The 15375-nt window shown below is 46.5% G+C and carries 13 protein-coding genes; 6 read left to right on the top strand and 7 right to left on the bottom strand.

Going from position 1 to position 15375, the window contains the following annotated elements; all coding sequences use genetic code 11:
• Positions 1 to 13: 13 nt before the first annotated feature.
• Positions 14 to 1189 carry an efflux RND transporter periplasmic adaptor subunit gene (locus tag KG118_RS04410; RefSeq protein WP_117710550.1) on the bottom strand — a complete coding sequence of 392 codons (1176 nt, stop codon included), beginning with the start codon at positions 1187 to 1189 and terminating at the stop codon, positions 14 to 16.
• A 260-nt stretch (positions 1190 to 1449) separates the two neighbouring features.
• Here KG118_RS04410 and KG118_RS04415 point away from each other — a divergent pair, with 260 nt between their 5' ends.
• Both KG118_RS04415 and KG118_RS04420 read left to right on the top strand, forming a co-directional pair.
• Positions 1450 to 3417 (top strand): Ig-like domain-containing protein, encoded by a 1968-nt coding sequence (locus KG118_RS04415; protein WP_117710551.1) that lies wholly within the window; start codon positions 1450 to 1452, stop codon positions 3415 to 3417.
• On the top strand, positions 3335 to 4246 hold the full coding sequence (locus tag KG118_RS04420) for a DUF3108 domain-containing protein (RefSeq protein ID WP_117710552.1): 912 nt from the start codon (positions 3335 to 3337) through the stop codon (positions 4244 to 4246). The genes KG118_RS04415 and KG118_RS04420 overlap by 83 nt, the downstream gene beginning before the upstream one ends.
• Here the strand turns inward: KG118_RS04420 and KG118_RS04425 are convergent.
• A complete protein-coding gene (locus KG118_RS04425; protein WP_117710553.1) occupies positions 4236 to 4640 on the bottom strand; it encodes a hotdog fold thioesterase in 405 nt (134 codons plus the stop codon). The two genes, KG118_RS04420 and KG118_RS04425, sit on opposite strands and share 11 nt — an antisense overlap.
• Positions 4641 to 4817: 177 nt before the next feature.
• Between KG118_RS04425 and KG118_RS04430 the strand changes: the two genes are divergently transcribed.
• Both KG118_RS04430 and KG118_RS04435 read left to right on the top strand, forming a co-directional pair.
• Complete coding sequence (locus KG118_RS04430; RefSeq protein WP_118323076.1) at positions 4818 to 6017, top strand: glycoside hydrolase family 88 protein; 1200 nt, start codon at positions 4818 to 4820, stop codon at positions 6015 to 6017.
• A complete protein-coding gene (locus KG118_RS04435) occupies positions 6014 to 7564 on the top strand; it encodes a sulfatase family protein (protein WP_117710555.1) in 1551 nt (516 codons plus the stop codon). Before KG118_RS04430 ends, KG118_RS04435 begins: the two co-directional genes overlap by 4 nt.
• Before the next feature lie 86 nt (positions 7565 to 7650).
• Here KG118_RS04435 and cysS read toward each other — a convergent pair whose 3' ends face one another.
• The 3 genes from cysS to KG118_RS04450 form a co-directional block, all read right to left on the bottom strand.
• The gene (cysS, locus tag KG118_RS04440) at positions 7651 to 9126 is read right to left on the bottom strand and encodes a cysteine--tRNA ligase (RefSeq protein WP_117710556.1); all 1476 of its coding nucleotides are present in this window, start codon (positions 9124 to 9126) and stop codon (positions 7651 to 7653) included.
• Positions 9127 to 9468: 342 nt separating this feature from the next.
• Positions 9469 to 9936: a DUF6078 family protein gene (locus tag KG118_RS04445; RefSeq protein ID WP_117710557.1), complete on the bottom strand. Its 468-nt coding sequence runs from the start codon at positions 9934 to 9936 to the stop codon at positions 9469 to 9471.
• Positions 9937 to 9960: 24 nt separating this feature from the next.
• A complete protein-coding gene (locus KG118_RS04450) occupies positions 9961 to 10776 on the bottom strand; it encodes a Cof-type HAD-IIB family hydrolase (RefSeq protein WP_117710558.1) in 816 nt (271 codons plus the stop codon).
• 73 nt (positions 10777 to 10849) lie between these two features.
• Here KG118_RS04450 and mnmA point away from each other — a divergent pair, with 73 nt between their 5' ends.
• Positions 10850 to 11902, top strand: a complete 1053-nt coding sequence (gene mnmA, locus KG118_RS04455) for a tRNA 2-thiouridine(34) synthase MnmA (protein ID WP_117710603.1) — start codon at positions 10850 to 10852, stop codon at positions 11900 to 11902.
• Here the strand turns inward: mnmA and KG118_RS04460 are convergent.
• Positions 11892 to 13409: a GH3 auxin-responsive promoter family protein gene (locus tag KG118_RS04460; RefSeq protein WP_117710559.1), complete on the bottom strand. Its 1518-nt coding sequence runs from the start codon at positions 13407 to 13409 to the stop codon at positions 11892 to 11894. The two genes, mnmA and KG118_RS04460, sit on opposite strands and share 11 nt — an antisense overlap.
• A 129-nt stretch (positions 13410 to 13538) precedes the next feature.
• On the opposite strand from KG118_RS04460, the gene KG118_RS04465 reads away from it, so the two are divergent.
• Entirely contained in the window at positions 13539 to 14549 is a 1011-nt protein-coding gene (locus KG118_RS04465; RefSeq protein WP_117710560.1) for an ATP-dependent 6-phosphofructokinase, read from the top strand.
• Here KG118_RS04465 and rnc read toward each other — a convergent pair.
• On the bottom strand, positions 14508 to 15374 hold the full coding sequence (gene rnc, locus KG118_RS04470) for a ribonuclease III (RefSeq protein WP_117710604.1): 867 nt from the start codon (positions 15372 to 15374) through the stop codon (positions 14508 to 14510). The two genes, KG118_RS04465 and rnc, sit on opposite strands and share 42 nt — an antisense overlap.
• Between the last annotated feature and the right edge of the window lies 1 nt (position 15375).

A 15375-nucleotide genomic window follows, 5' to 3' on the forward strand; every position in this document is an offset into this window, starting at 1 on the left:
GGGGCGTTAAACGTTAATTGAACGCAGTTTGGATATTACCTTCTTTCTGGTCTTTGAGGGCTTTTTGATATTCAGCCTCTTTCTCTTCGGGAGTGATAGGAGTAATGCTTTGTCCGTCTTTCAAGTTTTGTACACCTTCTATCACAATCTTATCACCTGTCTTCAAACCATCGGTAACGTAGTAGTACTTGCCGTCATTCAAGCTGAACACCTTGATTTCGGTATTTTTCAGTGTATTGTCGGGTTGCGCTACGAATACGAACTTCTTGTCTTGTATCTCTGTGGTAGCCGACTGCGGAATCATAATCACGTTCTCCATGGGATTGGGAAATACTACATTTCCCGTGCCGCCGCTGCGCAGGATATTGTGTTTGTTGGGGAAGAGGGCGCGCATATTCACCGCACCCGTAGTCTGGTCGATGACACCGCTGATGGTTTCCACACGTCCGCTGTCGGCATACATGGTGCCGTCAATCAGTTGCAGTTGCACCTGAGGCATCTTTGCCAAAATGTCCTTAATGCTGCCACCCTCACGTATCAGCTCCAGAAGTTGTCTTTCGGTCATAGAGAAATAAGCGAACATTTCAGAGATATCGGCAACCGTAGTCAACGGAGTAGCCATAGAGGGACTTACCAAGCTTCCTACACGGTAAGGGATAGTACCTACAATACCGTCGCTGGGACTTGTTACACTGGTATACGACAAGTTATTTTTGGCATTGACTAATTGTGCTTCTGCTTGTGCCAGTTGTGCTTTGGTTTGTGCCAGTTGGTTTTCAGCCATTTGCAAGTCGTAGTCACTGATGATATTCTTTTTATTCAGTGTACGCTTGTTGTTTACTGTAAGTTCTTGTGTGTTTACAGCAGCCTTTGCTGTCTCAACCGCAGCTTTGGCAGAGTTTACAGCAGCTTGGTACTGCACAGGGTCGATACTGAACAAAACTTGTCCTTTACGTACAACGGAACCTTCGTCCACATGTAACTTGGTGATAAAACCGCTCACCATCGGGCGAATTTCCACATCTTGTTTACCTTTAATAGTAGCCGGATAACTGTTTGTCAAGTTGGCAGTGGTAGTTTCTACTGCAATCACTGCAAATTCGGGTGCTTTGCCCGTGCTTTTGTCGCCTTGTCCGCAACTGCTGAGCAGCGCCAGGCAACATGCCAATAATACTAATCTACTCTTCATACTCTTTTATTCTCTGTATAATATGTTCTGGTTAATCTGTAGCTTTTGTGTGTAAATCATAGAAGAAAAAAGGATAGCGATGAAAACTGAATACTCTTGTTTAGTTTTCGGTCGTAAAATTATTCTTTTCTCTGTATATAAGGTGTGAACATCCTTGTTTTTTAACTATGTTTTATATATAGTTGAGCGAAATATTCGTTTTTTGATTAAAATACTGTAAAGCATACTGCTAATTGCCGGATAACCGTTATTTTTGCAACATGTTAGATTGCAAGCATCATAATAAAATGAAACCGTTTATACGTCGGTTGTTAGGGGCAGTGGCAGGTGCGGCTGTCTTATATTCTTGTGCCAGCATAGGCCGCTTGGAGGGTGGATCAATTGACGAAGAACCGCCTCGTTTTGTTACGAGTTCTCCGCTGCCGGGTACTCTCCATAATAAGAAGAAAAAAATATCAATCGAATTTGATGAATTTATCAAGCTGGAGAAGGCAAATGAGAAAGTTGTCATTTCACCGCCTCAGGTTCAGCAGCCGGAGATAAAAGCAAACGGTAAAAGAGTGATGATTAACTTGCAGGATACATTAAAGGCAAATACTACATATACCATTGACTTTGCCGACGCCATTCAGGATAATAATGAAGGAAATCCGATGCAAAGTTTTACTTATACGTTTTCTACCGGTGCGGAACTCGATTCGATGGCTATTGCCGGCACACTGCTCGATGCGTCAAATTTGGAACCGGTAAAAGGAGCGTTGGTGGGTTTGCATGCCAATTTGGCTGACTCCGCTTTTACTACACTGCCTTTTGACCGGGTGGGACGTACGGACAGCCGGGGAAGGTTCTCCATTCGTGGAGTTGCGCCGGGCAAGTACCGTATTTATGCTCTGATGGATGCCGACCAGAACTTCAAGTTCTCCCAACCTACAGAGGTTATAGCTTTCAATGACTCTGTAATTATTCCTTCTATGGAAGAGCGCATGCGTCAGGATACCCTTTGGAAGGATACTTTAACCGTAGATACGATTATAGAGAGACAATATACTCATTTCTTGCCGGATGATGTTTTATTGCGCAGTTTTAAACAGAAAGCCTTCTCCCAGCGTTTGATGAAAACGGAACGCCTTACTCCGGAGAAGTTCTCCTTCTATTTTACGGCTCCGGCAGATAGCTTGCCTCTGATGAAAGGGTTGAATTTTGATGAAAGGGATGCTTTTGTCATAGAACAGACAACCGGACGGAATGATACGATTCATTATTGGATAAAGGATTCTTTGCTCTATCAGCAAGATACGTTGAGAATGAGTCTGACTTATTTATATACAGATACCCTGAATCAGTTAGTTCCCCGGACAGATACTTTGAGAATGGTGTCGAAGGTAAGTTGGAAGAAATTGCAGGAGAAGAAACAGGAAGAGAAAGAAAAGGCCGAGAAGGAAAGGAAGAAAAGGAAGAAGAAGGGCGAGGAAGAACCCGAACCGACCCCTTTTCTGGCAATGGATGTGTATGCTCCTTCATCAATGGATGTGTACGACTATATTACACTGAGCTTTACAGAACCGATAGCCGGTTTTAATGATACCGCCTTGCACGTAAGGCAGAAGGTGGATACGTTGTGGCAGGATGTACCGTTCGATTTTATGCAGGATTCGCTGGACTTGAAGCGTTACAATCTGTATGCAGACTGGCAACCGGGTGAAAGTTACGCTTTTGAAGTGGATTCGACCGCTTTTCATGGATTATACGGTCTGTTTACGGATAAAGTGAAGAAAGAGTTTACCGTAAAGAAGTTGGAAGAATACGGACAGATCTTTTTCAATATTACCGGAGCGGATTCTTTGGCGTTTGTAGAATTGCTGGATGCCCAGGATAAGGTGGTGCGGACGATACCGGTCGTAGAGGGAAAAGCTGATTTCTATTATTTGACTCCGGGTAAGTATGGCGCCCGGCTCATTAACGATACAAATGGAAATGGCGTATGGGATACCGGCGACTATACTACCAAACGCCAGCCGGAAATGGTCTACTACTATCCGCAGGTATTAGAATTCAAAGCTAATTTTGATTTGATTCAGGATTGGAATGTCAAAGGAAAACCGTTGGATAAGCAGAAACCGGATGAATTAAAAAAACAAAAACCAGATGAAGACAAGAAAAGGAAAAATAACCAGAATAATCGTAACAACAGCAGCAACCGCAATAGCGGCAGGGGATATGGTTATTAAGAGAAAGCGGATATTGGGTATCTTCTTGCTGGCCGGACTTTTGTGCTTAGGCGGCATGATGCCTGTGCAGGCACAATGTGCGGCTAAGAATGAAGCGTTTCAATCAGGTGAACACGTTATGTATGACTTGTATTTTAACTGGAAGTTTATCTGGAAGAAAGTGGGGTTGGCAAGTTTGACAACAAATGCCACTACTTATCATTCCCAGCCAGCCTATCGTTTCAATCTCCTTTCTGTGGGCAGCAAGAAGACGGACTTTTTCTTTAAAATGCGTGATACGCTGACTTGCTATGTCAGCGATAAGCTCGAACCGCTTTATTTCCGTAAGGCGGCCGAGGAGGGAAAACGCTATACGGTAGATGAGGCATGGTTTTCGTACAATGACGGTGTGTCCACCGTAAAGCAGAGGCGCACTTGGCACAATCCGGTACGCGAACCGCAGGAAATGGAATACAGCGACAGCCGTTGTATCTTTGATATGCTGAGCATTTTGGCACAGGCACGGTCTTACGACCCCGGAGACTATAAGATAGGAGAGAAAATACTCTTTCCTATGGCAACGGGGCGCAGGGTAGAAGAACAAACCCTGATTTACCGCGGAAAGGAAGAGATAGAGGCAAATAACGATACAATCTATCGTTGCCTTGTATTTTCTTTTGTGGAATACAAGAAAGGGAAAGAGAAAGAGGTTATCACTTTCTTTGTTTCCGATGATAAGAACCACCTTCCCATACGTTTGGATATGTACCTGAATTTCGGTTCGGCAAAAGCGTTCCTTAAAAGTGTAAGGGGCAATCGTTACCCGATGACTTCCGTCGTTACAAAGTAAATGGCAGCGAATCTCCCTTTCTGAAGACGCTGGACTCGAATGTGGCTATCAGTTCTCCTTTCTGGTTGGTGACGTCAATCTGATAATATCCGGTAGTGCGTCCTATGTATCGCTCGCGGGCTTCGGCGTATAATGTGTCACCCGGACCGCTACTGCGCAGGAATGTGATATTGGAAGACAGTGAGAAAGCCAGTGCGCCGTGCGAATTGGCAGCTGCGGCCAAAGCCAGATCGGCCAATGTGAAGAGTGCTCCGCCTTGGGTGCGATGTCCGGCATTGAGATGTTCTTCCGTAATTACGAGACGTGTCTTACTGTATCCTTCTTTTATTTCAATCAGTTCTACCCCGGCCTTGCAGGCAAACAGGTCTTTTTTGAAAAACTCTTGTGGAGTCATGTGGTTTAGCGATTAATGATTCATGATAAGCGGTCGGCATAAGGAAAAATATATGCTTTCCGATGCAAATGTAACAATTTTAGCTTTTAATTGGATGATTTAGGTGGGTCATTTCACTGTATCCGCACTACATTTGCCTTCGAAAAATCGACAATATTAATAAATAAATCCCTTATTATGAAAACAGTTCTTACCACATTGGGTATTTCCCTTCTTGTTTTGGCAGGTTGTGCAGGACAAAAGCAAACTGCAAACGATTTCATTCAGGAAAATATTGATAATGCAGTGGCACAGGAAACGCTTCAAACAGACATTATCGAGAAATCAGGTAAAATCCTTAATCCGCGCACTATCAATAAGGATGGCAGCATTCGTTATGTCCCTATCGATGACTGGTGTTCAGGATTTTTTCCCGGTAACATCTGGTACACATACGAACTGACCGGCGACAAGAAATGGTTGCCACTGGCAGAGAAATATACGGAAGCGTTGGACTCGGTACAATACCTGACTTGGCACCATGATGTTGGCTTTATGATTGGTTCCAGTTATCTGAACGGATACCGTTTCGCCAATAAGGAAGAATACAAGCCTGTAATTATTCAGACCGCAAAATCATTATCTACCCGCTTTCGTCCGGGTGCGGGCGTCATCCAGTCTTGGGATGCCGATAAAGGCTGGCAGGCAGAACGTGGATGGAAATGTCCGGTTATCATAGATAATATGATGAATTTGGAACTGTTGTTCGAAGCTACCAAGCTTTCAGGCGACTCTACTTTCTATAATGTAGCCAAGAAGCATGCGGATACTACTATGGCAAACCATTTCCGTGCAGATAACAGCTGTTATCATGTGGTGGATTATGATCCCGTGACCGGTGAGGTTCGCAAGAAACAGACCGCACAGGGTTATGCAGACGAATCGTCTTGGGCCCGCGGACAAGCATGGGCTTTGTATGGCTATACAATGTGCTACCGCTATACTCACGATTCTAAGTATCTGGAACAAGCCGAAAAGGTTTATAACTTTATCTTCAATAACAAGAATCTTCCCGAAGATTTGGTTCCTTACTGGGATTTCGACGCTCCTAATATTCCGAACGAGCCTCGTGATGCTTCTGCCGCAGCATGTACGGCTTCTGCGCTCTATGAGTTGAGCACTTACATCTCTGACAAGAATTATAAGGAAGTTGCGGACAGAATTATGGAAAGCCTTGCTTCTCCGGCTTACCGTGCAGAGGTAGGAACCAATGGCAATTTCATCCTGATGCATTCCGTAGGAAGCATTCCTCATGGTGCGGAAATTGATGTTCCCCTGAATTATGCCGATTATTATTTCTTGGAAGCATTAATGCGTAAAAGAGACTTAGAGAAATGAAAAATCAATTGAATATATTGTTAGGTGGTTTAGGCTTGTTCGCTTTGCAGGGCTGTAAAGCTCCGCAGGCTGAACAGGCCCAACAGCCGAATGTCATTTATGTCTTTCCCGACCAGTACCGCAACCAAGCCATGGAGTTTTGGGGGCAGGAAGGCTTTCGGGAGAAAGTGAACTTTAGAAATGACCCGGTGCATACTCCCCGTCTGAACGACTTTGCGAGAGAATCTCTGGTATTGACATCCGCCATGAGCAACTGTCCGTTGAGCAGCCCTCACCGGGGTTCATTGCTGACGGGTATGTATCCAAACAAAAGCGGTGTTCCTTTGAACTGTAATTCGAACCGCCCTATCAGTTCCCTGCGCGAGGATGTGGACTGTGTGAGCGATGTATTCAGCAATGCAGGTTACGACTGCGCTTATTTTGGCAAACTGCACACCGATTTTCCAACTCCTAATGACCCTGAACGTCCGGGTAAATATGTGGAAGACCGTATACCTGCATGGGACGCTTACACACCGAAAGAACGCCGCCATGGATTTAACTATTGGTACTCTTACGGCACATTCGATGAGCATAAGAACCCGCATTACTGGGATACGGACGGTAAGCGGCACGATCCGCATGAATGGTCGCCGCTGCACGAGTCGGGCAAGGTTGTTTCTTACCTGAAGAATGAGGGGAATGTACGTAATCCGAAGAAACCGTTCTTTATCATGGTAGGTATGAACCCGCCGCATAGTCCTTACCGTTCGTTGGACGATTGCATGGAGGAGGACTTCAACCTATATAAAGACCAACCGCTGGACAGCTTGTTGGTTCGTCCTAATGCTGATTCCAAAATGGAAAAAGCGGAAAGCGCACGTTATTATTTCGCATCGGTTACGGGTGTCGACCGCGCTTTCGGACAGATACTCGATGCCTTGAAAGAATTGGGACTGGACAAGAATACAATTGTAGTCTTTTCTTCCGACCACGGTGAAACCATGTGCAGCCAGCATACGGATGATCCGAAGAACTCTCCGTTCTCCGAGTCTATGAGTGTGCCTTTCATCGTTCGTTTTCCTGACAAGATTCAACCTCGTTTGGATGATTTGATGCTTTCTTCTCCGGATATTATGCCTACCTTGCTGGGTTTGGCGGGCTTGTCCGACTCTATTCCTACATCTGTGCAGGGGCGTAATTATGCTCCGCTGTTCTTCGATGAAAAGGCGGATATTGTACGCCCTACCGGTGCGCTTTATATTCAGAATTTGGACGGAGAGAAAGATACGGACGGTAAAGTCCGTTCTTATTTCCCTTCATCACGCGGTTTTAAGTCGGCTCATTATACGCTGGCACTCTATATAGACCGTGATAATCATAAACTTGTAAAGAGTTTGTTGTTTGATGATGAGAAAGACCCCTACCAGATGAACAATCTTCCATTGGAAGAGAACAAGGAGATTGTAAGCGAACTGTGTATGGAGATGGGAAAAGTATTGAAAGAGATTGATGACCCTTGGTATAGGGAGCGTATTTTGTCTGATATGATACCGTACGATAAATAAAGCTATAACCGGTTGTACGAAGTTGTAAAAAAAGAGAGTATGTCAAAACTTTGATTGGCATACTCTCTTGTTTTTTAGTCAGGCTCTTATTTGTTCAGTTTCCACTCACATCCGTCCTTGCCGTCCTTGATTTCAAATCCCAAGGCAGTCAGTTCGTTGCGTATCTTGTCGCTGGTGGCCCAGTCTTTGTTGGCTTTAGCTTTCATACGCTCTTCCAATAGCATATCTACTACCTTGCCGAAGGCGGCTTCACGTTCGGCATTGGAGGCGTTATCCTCTTTCAGCCCGAGAATGTCGAAACAGAATATGTGGAATGTCTCTTTCAGCTCTTTCAGGTCTTCAGCTGTGATGGTGTCGTTTCCGGCAAGGATATTGTTCACCATTTTGGTGCCGTCAAATAGGTGGGCGATGACAATCGGCGAGTTCAGGTCGTCGTTCATGGCTTCGTAGCACTTGGAGCGCAGGTCTTTTACATCCACCGTAGAAGTTGCTGTCGGAGTTATCTTGTCCAGTCCGTGTACGGCATCCATTAGTCTTGCCAATCCCTTCTCGGCAGCTTGCAGGGCTTCGTTGCTGAAGTCCACCGTACTGCGGTAGTGTGCCTGCAGGGTGAAGAAGCGGATGGTCATGGGGCTATAGGCTTGCTCCAGTATGGGATGCGTGCCGGTGAACAGCTGTTCCAATGTGATGAAGTTGCCGTAGCTCTTACCCATTTTCTGACCGTTTATGGTCAGCATATTATTGTGCATCCAGTAGCGTACCATGTCGTCTCCTTGCGAGGCTACAGACTGCGCTATCTCGCATTCATGGTGTGGGAAGACGAGGTCCATGCCGCCACCGTGGATGTCGAAGTGCTCGCCCAGGTACTTTCTTCCCATAGCGGTACATTCTGCGTGCCAGCCGGGGAAACCGTCGCTCCACGGGCTGGGCCAGCGCATGATGTGTTCCGGCTGTGCGCATTTCCACAAAGCGAAATCGGCGGGGTTGTGCTTTTCGCTTTGTCCGTCCAGTTCGCGGGTGGTGTTCAGTACATCATCCAAGTTCCGGCCGGAAAGTTTGCCGTAATGATGGTCTTTATTGTATTTGGCCACATCGAAGTAAACGGAGCCTTCACTTTCGTAAGCATATCCGTTCTTCATGATTTCCTTTACCAGTTCTATTTGTTCAATGATGTGTCCGCTGGCATGTGGTTCGATGCTCGGAGAAAGCACGTTCAATGCTTCCATTGCCTTGTGGTAGCGGTTGATGTAGTACTGTGCCACTTCCATAGGTTCGAGTTGCTCCAGACGGGCTTTCTTTGCGATTTTGTCTTCGCCGTCATCCGCATCATGTTCCAAATGGCCTACGTCGGTGATATTGCGTACGTAACGCACCTTGTAGCCTATGTGGGTGAGGTAACGGAAAAGTAGGTCGAAAGTTATGGCCGGACGTGCGTGTCCCAAGTGCGGGTCTCCGTAGACGGTCGGTCCGCAAACGTACATACCTACATGAGGTGCATGAAGAGGTACGAATAACTCCTTTTTTCTATCTAAGGTGTTGTAAATGGTCAGCTGTTGTTCCATGACATTTGTCTTTTAATTCTCGTTAAAGGCACAAAGTTACAGAATTTCTGTGAATATATGGTGTCGTGTATGAAATATTGTTGTTCAACCTGTCAAAGAGATTTCAGAAGTGGTACTGCCTTTTACAGACAGAACATTGCAAACGCATGAAACTGCAATAGAGACCTCTGTTTTCAGGCATGACACTACGACGGAGATGTATTCTCACTACGGCAGAGGTATATTCCCGCTACGACTGAAGTATGCTCTCATTACGACAGAGGCATGCTCCCATTACGACTGAAAGGATGTCCCACTATGACTGAAGGTGGTGGGACATCAACCATTCATCCGGTCAGCAAGTTACGGTGCAACGCAGCCTTTGGGCGTATGTTGCTCATCCCATTCGTACTCTTCGGTGTATCTGTCGAAGGCGGGTGCTTCGCCGATGCCTATCTGTGTGAACAGTCCGCTGATTCTTTCCTGTTCGGCGGGAGATAGGCCGCGCTCTTGGTGCAGGATACGGTAATAAGTGGTTCGGGGATAGAGGTCGTGAATCTCCCGTTTCAGATAGATTGCTTTTTTGTAGGGGATATTGTCGAATAGGGCACTGATGCCCCACGCATAGCGTTGCTTTTCGGTGCTTCGGAAGTAGATGCACCGCTCGGCTTCCGAGGGATAGTTGGCGGGGTTCACTGCCATGATGCGTGCCACTTCGGCGGGAACATGCTGTGCGGCAAGGTGGCGCAGGCAGTTTGAACTCCGGGAGCAGGCAGGGTTGAGACAGTGCAGATAGTTGAAAGGAACGGAATTGTAGTTGAAATTTTCCATGATGTTTTCTTTTGTATGTCAGATTCAAAGGACGAAGTGCTGTTCTATGGCTATGGCTACTCCGTCTTCATCGTTGCTTGGGGCAATGCAGTCCGCTGCCGCTTTTACGGGTTCTTGCGCGTTTTCCATGGCTATGCCCAGTCCGGCGAATTTTATCATGCTGAGGTCATTGTAACCGTCGCCCATCGCTGCCATTTCTTCGCGGGTCATGCCCAGTTTCTCCAGTAGTACGGCGAGTGAGCGTGCCTTGTCTATACCCAAGGGGACGAGTTCCAAGAAATAAGGTTCCGAACGGTACACGCTGATTTGTCTTTGCAGACGCAGGCTCAGTTCGGCTTCCGTCTTTATGAGTTGCTCCGGATTGCCTACAATGAGACATTTGGGTAAAGGACGAGGCGTTTCCCGCAGGAAGTTGTCTATACGGCGTACCTGCATTTTGTTGAGGAACGCTTCTTTCTGTACATACTCGTCATCGGGATGCTCGGTGAGGATGGACTCGTTGTCGTAAGTGAGAATGGTCTGTTCGCTATCGGTAGCCGTTTGATAGAGAATAGGCAGTACATCGTCGGGCAGCAGGTTCTTATATAGCAGCTCGCCGGTATTCCAGTCTATGATTTCTCCGCCATTGTAGGAGAGAATGTACCCGTTGTGCTCCTTCATTTGCAGTTGCTCTGCCAGCGGGGCGATGCCGTAGGTGGGGCGGCCGGAAGCCAGTACCAGCCGTACGCCGCTTTGTTGCAGGCGCAATAGGGTGCGGAGGTTACGTGGTGAGATTTCTTTCTTTGAATTGGTCAGAGTGCCGTCCAAGTCGAGGACAAGCAGGCGATAGTTTTGTCTCATGGTTTGAAATCTATTATTTTTTTGACGGTGACAAAGATAGAGTTTTCTCAGGATGAAATACTATTTTTGCAGCATGAAGTCAAAAGAACGTGTGTTATTGGGAATGAGTGGCGGTACGGACAGCTCTGTGGCTGCCATGAAATTGCAGGAAGCCGGCTATGAAGTAACGGGAGTGACCTTCCGCTTCTATGAGGTGGACGGTAGGACGGAATATCTGGAAGATGCCCGTGCATTGGCTGCGAGGTTGGGAGTTGAGCATATCACTTATGACGCGCGTGAAGTCTTTCGCGAGCGTATCATCCGTTACTTTATCGATGAATATCTCACAGGGCATACTCCCGTTCCCTGTACCCTCTGCAACAATGAATTGAAGTGGATGCTTTTGGCAAAAATAGCCGATGAAAAGGGAATTTATCGGATTTCTACCGGGCACTATGTGCGTAAAGTATTCTCAGAGGACCGATACTATATCGCTCCTGCGGTGGACAGAGATAAAGACCAGACTTTCTTCTTGTGGGGCTTGAAGCAGGACATCTTGCAACGGATGTTGCTCCCGATGGGAGATATGGCAAAAGAGGAGGCGCGTGCTTATGCCGCCAAACGCGGGTTTACACGTGTTGCCACCAAGAAGGACAGTATAGGAGTCTGTTTTTGTCCATTGGATTACCGTTCTTTCCTGAAACGTGAAGTTCCTGCGGACCGCTTGCCGGGAAGAGGGCGCTTTGTCGATGAAAAGGGAGAAATAGTAGGATGGCATGAAGGGTATCCTTTCTATACGATAGGTCAGCGGCGCGGGCTGGGCATCCATCTGAACCGTGCCGTATTTGTGAAAGAGGTCAGAATGGAAACGAATGAGGTGGTGCTCGCACCGCTCGCTTCTCTGTATAAAGACGAGATGTACCTTAAGGACTGGAACTTGGTCAATGAACAACGGGTATTGGATGCTGAAACGGTCATCGTGAAGATACGCTATCGTAAACAGGCCAACCGCTGCCAAGTTACTTTAGGAGAGGACGGACATCTGAGGGTGTCACTGTTGGAGCCGTTGGAGGCTATCGCTCCGGGGCAAGCCGCCGCTTTCTATGATGCAGACGGCTTGCTGTTGGGGGGCGGTATTATTCTTTAGAATTCAGTTCAAGCATTTCCTCAATATACTCTCTTGTATTGCTGAGACGCGGTATTTTATGCTGTCCGCCAAGTTTGCCTTTATTATTCAGCCAGTCGTGAAACAAGTCCTTACGGGCAATAATAACCTCCAGTGGCTGTAAAGCCAAGTCGTTTTGCCGTTTGGCTTCATAGTCTGAATTTACTTCTTTGAGGGTATCATCCAGTATCTTGGCGAATTTCTCCAGGCTGTCCGGCATTTGAGCAAATTCAATCAGCCATTGATGGCGGCATTTGGCGTGCTCGTCCATAAATACGGGAGCTGCGGAATAGTCTATAATCTGTGCTCCGGTAGCGGCACAGGCTTTGGTTAGACCTTTCTCCGCATTGTCTACTATCAGTTCCTCGCCAAAAGCATTGATGAAATGCTTTGTACGTCCAGTAATGACGAATTTGTACGGACGGTTATTAGTGAACTTCACGGTGTCTCCAATCATGTAACGCCACAGTCCGGCGGAGGTGGAGATAACCATTGCGTAGTTCTTGTTCAGTTCCACTTCTTCCAGACAACAGATACGCGGATTCTCCTTGCCGACATCCTCCAAAGGGATGAATTCATAGAAAATGCCGTAATCAATCATCAGTAGCATAGCCGGGTCGTTCGGGTCATTTTGAGTACCGAAATACCCTTCGGATGCATTGTACGTTTCTACATAGTGCATCTTGGAACTTTTGATAATTTGCTTATATTGTTCCCGGTAGGGAGTGAAAGCCACTCCGCCGTGGAAGAATACCTCCAGATTGGGCCATACTTCTTCCAGTGATTGTTTGCCGGTTTTCTCAAGTATATGCTTGATAAGTACCAGCATCCAGGAGGGTACTCCGGAAAGATTGGTGACATTGGTGTGGAGCGTACTGTTGGCTATGGCCTCCATTTTAGGTTCGAATTCACTCATCAGGGCGATCTCTTTGCTTGGTACGCGGATATAGTTGACCAATGGATGTACGTTCTGTATCAGTATAGCCGATAAGTCGCCCACCAGACTATGGTTGGAGTTCAGATTAGGACTGTGGCTGCCGCCGAGAATCAATCCTTTTCCTGAGAAAAAACGGCTTTCGGGATTTTGTCCCAGATAGATGGCGACGGCATCTTTTCCGCCTTGATAGTGGGTGTCCTGCAGGGATTCTTTGCTGACCGGCAGGAATTTGCTTTTATCATTGGTTGTTCCCGAAGATTTGGCAAACCAGCGTATCTCCGAGGGCCATAGCAAGTTTTGCTCACCGGCACGCATACGGGCTACGTAAGGTTTAACTTCTTCGTAAGTTTGTATGGGAAGGCGTGTTTTAAAATCTTCATAAGTACGAATAGAAGCATAACCATATTGCTTGCCCCATTCCGTATTGGCAGCCATATGTACCAGACGTCGCATGACACCTGCTTGCAGTTCACTCGCATGGTCGGTATACAATTCGATTTCTTTCAAGCGGGGGGTGAAGTATACTTTATTCAGAAATTTTGTAATATTCATCGTTCTTATTGAAATCTGTTTAAGTGCGCAAAAATAATCTTATTTATCGGCATCTCTATCTTTTTTCTCTTTTTTTTCTATCTTTACGTCCGTATAGATGAAAAGAACCGTAATTTAAACTAAAACATTATGAGAATCGGTATTCTGACTTCAGGGGGAGACTGTCCCGGTATCAATGCAACTATTCGCGGCGTTTGCAAAACCGCTGTTAACCACTACGGAATGGAAGTGATAGGTATTCACAGCGGTTTTCAGGGGTTGTTGACAAAAGATGTGGAGTCGTTCACGGACAAGTCTCTGTCGGGCCTGCTGAATTTGGGCGGTACAATGCTGGGTACTTCCCGTGAAAAACCGTTCAAGAAGAATGGGGTGGTGTCCGATGTAGACAAGCCGGCCCTGATAGAACAGAATGTGAAAGAGTTGGGACTGGACTGCATTGTCTGTATCGGCGGTAACGGCACGCAGAAAACGGCTGCTAAGCTGGCTGCTATGGGGCTGAATATCGTTTCTGTGCCTAAGACCATTGATAATGATATTTGGGGAACGGATTTCTCTTTCGGCTTTGATTCTGCTGTCAGTATCGCCACGGATGCTATAGACAGGCTGCATTCTACCGCCAGCTCGCACAAACGGGTAATGGTGATAGAGGTTATGGGACATAAAGCCGGATGGATTGCGCTGTACTCCGGTATGGCGGGCGGCGGTGATGTGATTTTAATTCCGGAGCTTTCTTATAATATCCATAACATCGGCGATACGATTCTGAACCGTTTGAAGAAAGGAAAACCTTATTCTATCGTGGTGGTTGCCGAGGGAATTCAGACGGACGGCAGGAAGCGTGCTGCTGAATATATTGCACAGGAAATAGAATATGAAACGGGCATTGAAACACGTGAAACTGTTTTGGGCTATATCCAGCGAGGCGGTTCGCCTACACCTTTCGACCGTAATCTGTCCACCCGTATGGGTGGTCATGCTACGGAATTGATTGCCGGAGGACAGTTTGGACGCATGGTGACTCTGAAAGGGAATGAGATAGCTTCCGCCCCCTTGGAGGAGATAGCCGGAAAGTTGAAATTAGTGACTGAAGACCATGACTTAGTTGTCCAAGGCAAGCGTATGGGAATCTGTTTCGGCTGATTCTTCTGTGGCGGCTTCGGTTTCCTCCGCCACAATGTCTTCTTCTGCAGTGTGGTTCTGTATTTTGGCTATTTCAATGGCTTCCTTGAAGGCTTCGTCGCTCTTGATTTTCTTCAATGCCATTTGTGCGGCATTTTGTTGCGATTCTTTCTTGGAGTAGCCTGTGCCTGTACCGGCAGAAAGTCCCTCTATGCGGACTTCCGTATGGAACATCGGATTGTAGTCTTGGTCGAGAAATTGCTCTATTAACTCAAAGGAGACTTCCATTTTGTTCTTCTGGCTCCATTCGATGAGTTTGGATTTAAAGTTGACCTCCTTGCGCGACATCTTGTCGAGGTCAATGTAGTTCTTGAGGATTTTCTCTTCCATAAACTGCTTGCAGCGTTCGTAGCCTTGGTCCAGATAGATAGCTCCGATAAATGCTTCGAAAGCATTTCCGTACATATAGCTGTTGTGTGAGGAGGAGCGGGTGGAGTACTTGACGAGTTTGTCCAGCCCTATTTCTACGGCCAGTTTGTTCAGGGTTTCCCGCTGTACGATTTTAGAACGGGTATTGGTGAGAAAGCCTTCCCGACGGCCTTCAAAATGTTTGTATACAATGTCTCCTACGATAGCGTCCAGAATGGCGTCACCGAGGAATTCCAACCGTTCGTTGTTTAACGGACGCCCTTTCTCAGAACGGACTGAGGTGGATTTGTGCAGTAAAGCCTGCTGATAGAACCGGATATTACGGGGGAAAAAACCGAGTATCTTATAAAAACAAAAATAAGACTCTCTATCCTTATGGAATAAGAGCCTTATTTTGTCTATTTGGTTACGTAACACG

Origin of the sequence: Bacteroides propionicigenes (genome assembly GCF_018390535.1) — a bacterium.
GTDB lineage: Bacteria > Bacteroidota > Bacteroidia > Bacteroidales > Bacteroidaceae > Bacteroides > Bacteroides propionicigenes.

Coding starts and splice junctions, on each gene's coding strand:
- KG118_RS04410 (WP_117710550.1), bottom strand. CDS start 1,189: ATGAAGAGTAGATTAGTATTATTGGCATGTTGCCTGGCGCTGCTCAGC.
- KG118_RS04415 (WP_117710551.1), top strand. CDS start 1,450: ATGTTAGATTGCAAGCATCATAATAAAATGAAACCGTTTATACGTCGG.
- KG118_RS04420 (WP_117710552.1), top strand. CDS start 3,335: ATGAAGACAAGAAAAGGAAAAATAACCAGAATAATCGTAACAACAGCA.
- KG118_RS04425 (WP_117710553.1), bottom strand. CDS start 4,640: ATGACTCCACAAGAGTTTTTCAAAAAAGACCTGTTTGCCTGCAAGGCC.
- KG118_RS04430 (WP_118323076.1), top strand. CDS start 4,818: ATGAAAACAGTTCTTACCACATTGGGTATTTCCCTTCTTGTTTTGGCA.
- KG118_RS04435 (WP_117710555.1), top strand. CDS start 6,014: ATGAAAAATCAATTGAATATATTGTTAGGTGGTTTAGGCTTGTTCGCT.
- cysS (WP_117710556.1), bottom strand. CDS start 9,126: ATGGAACAACAGCTGACCATTTACAACACCTTAGATAGAAAAAAGGAG.
- KG118_RS04445 (WP_117710557.1), bottom strand. CDS start 9,936: ATGGAAAATTTCAACTACAATTCCGTTCCTTTCAACTATCTGCACTGT.
- KG118_RS04450 (WP_117710558.1), bottom strand. CDS start 10,776: ATGAGACAAAACTATCGCCTGCTTGTCCTCGACTTGGACGGCACTCTG.
- mnmA (WP_117710603.1), top strand. CDS start 10,850: ATGAAGTCAAAAGAACGTGTGTTATTGGGAATGAGTGGCGGTACGGAC.
- KG118_RS04460 (WP_117710559.1), bottom strand. CDS start 13,409: ATGAATATTACAAAATTTCTGAATAAAGTATACTTCACCCCCCGCTTG.
- KG118_RS04465 (WP_117710560.1), top strand. CDS start 13,539: ATGAGAATCGGTATTCTGACTTCAGGGGGAGACTGTCCCGGTATCAAT.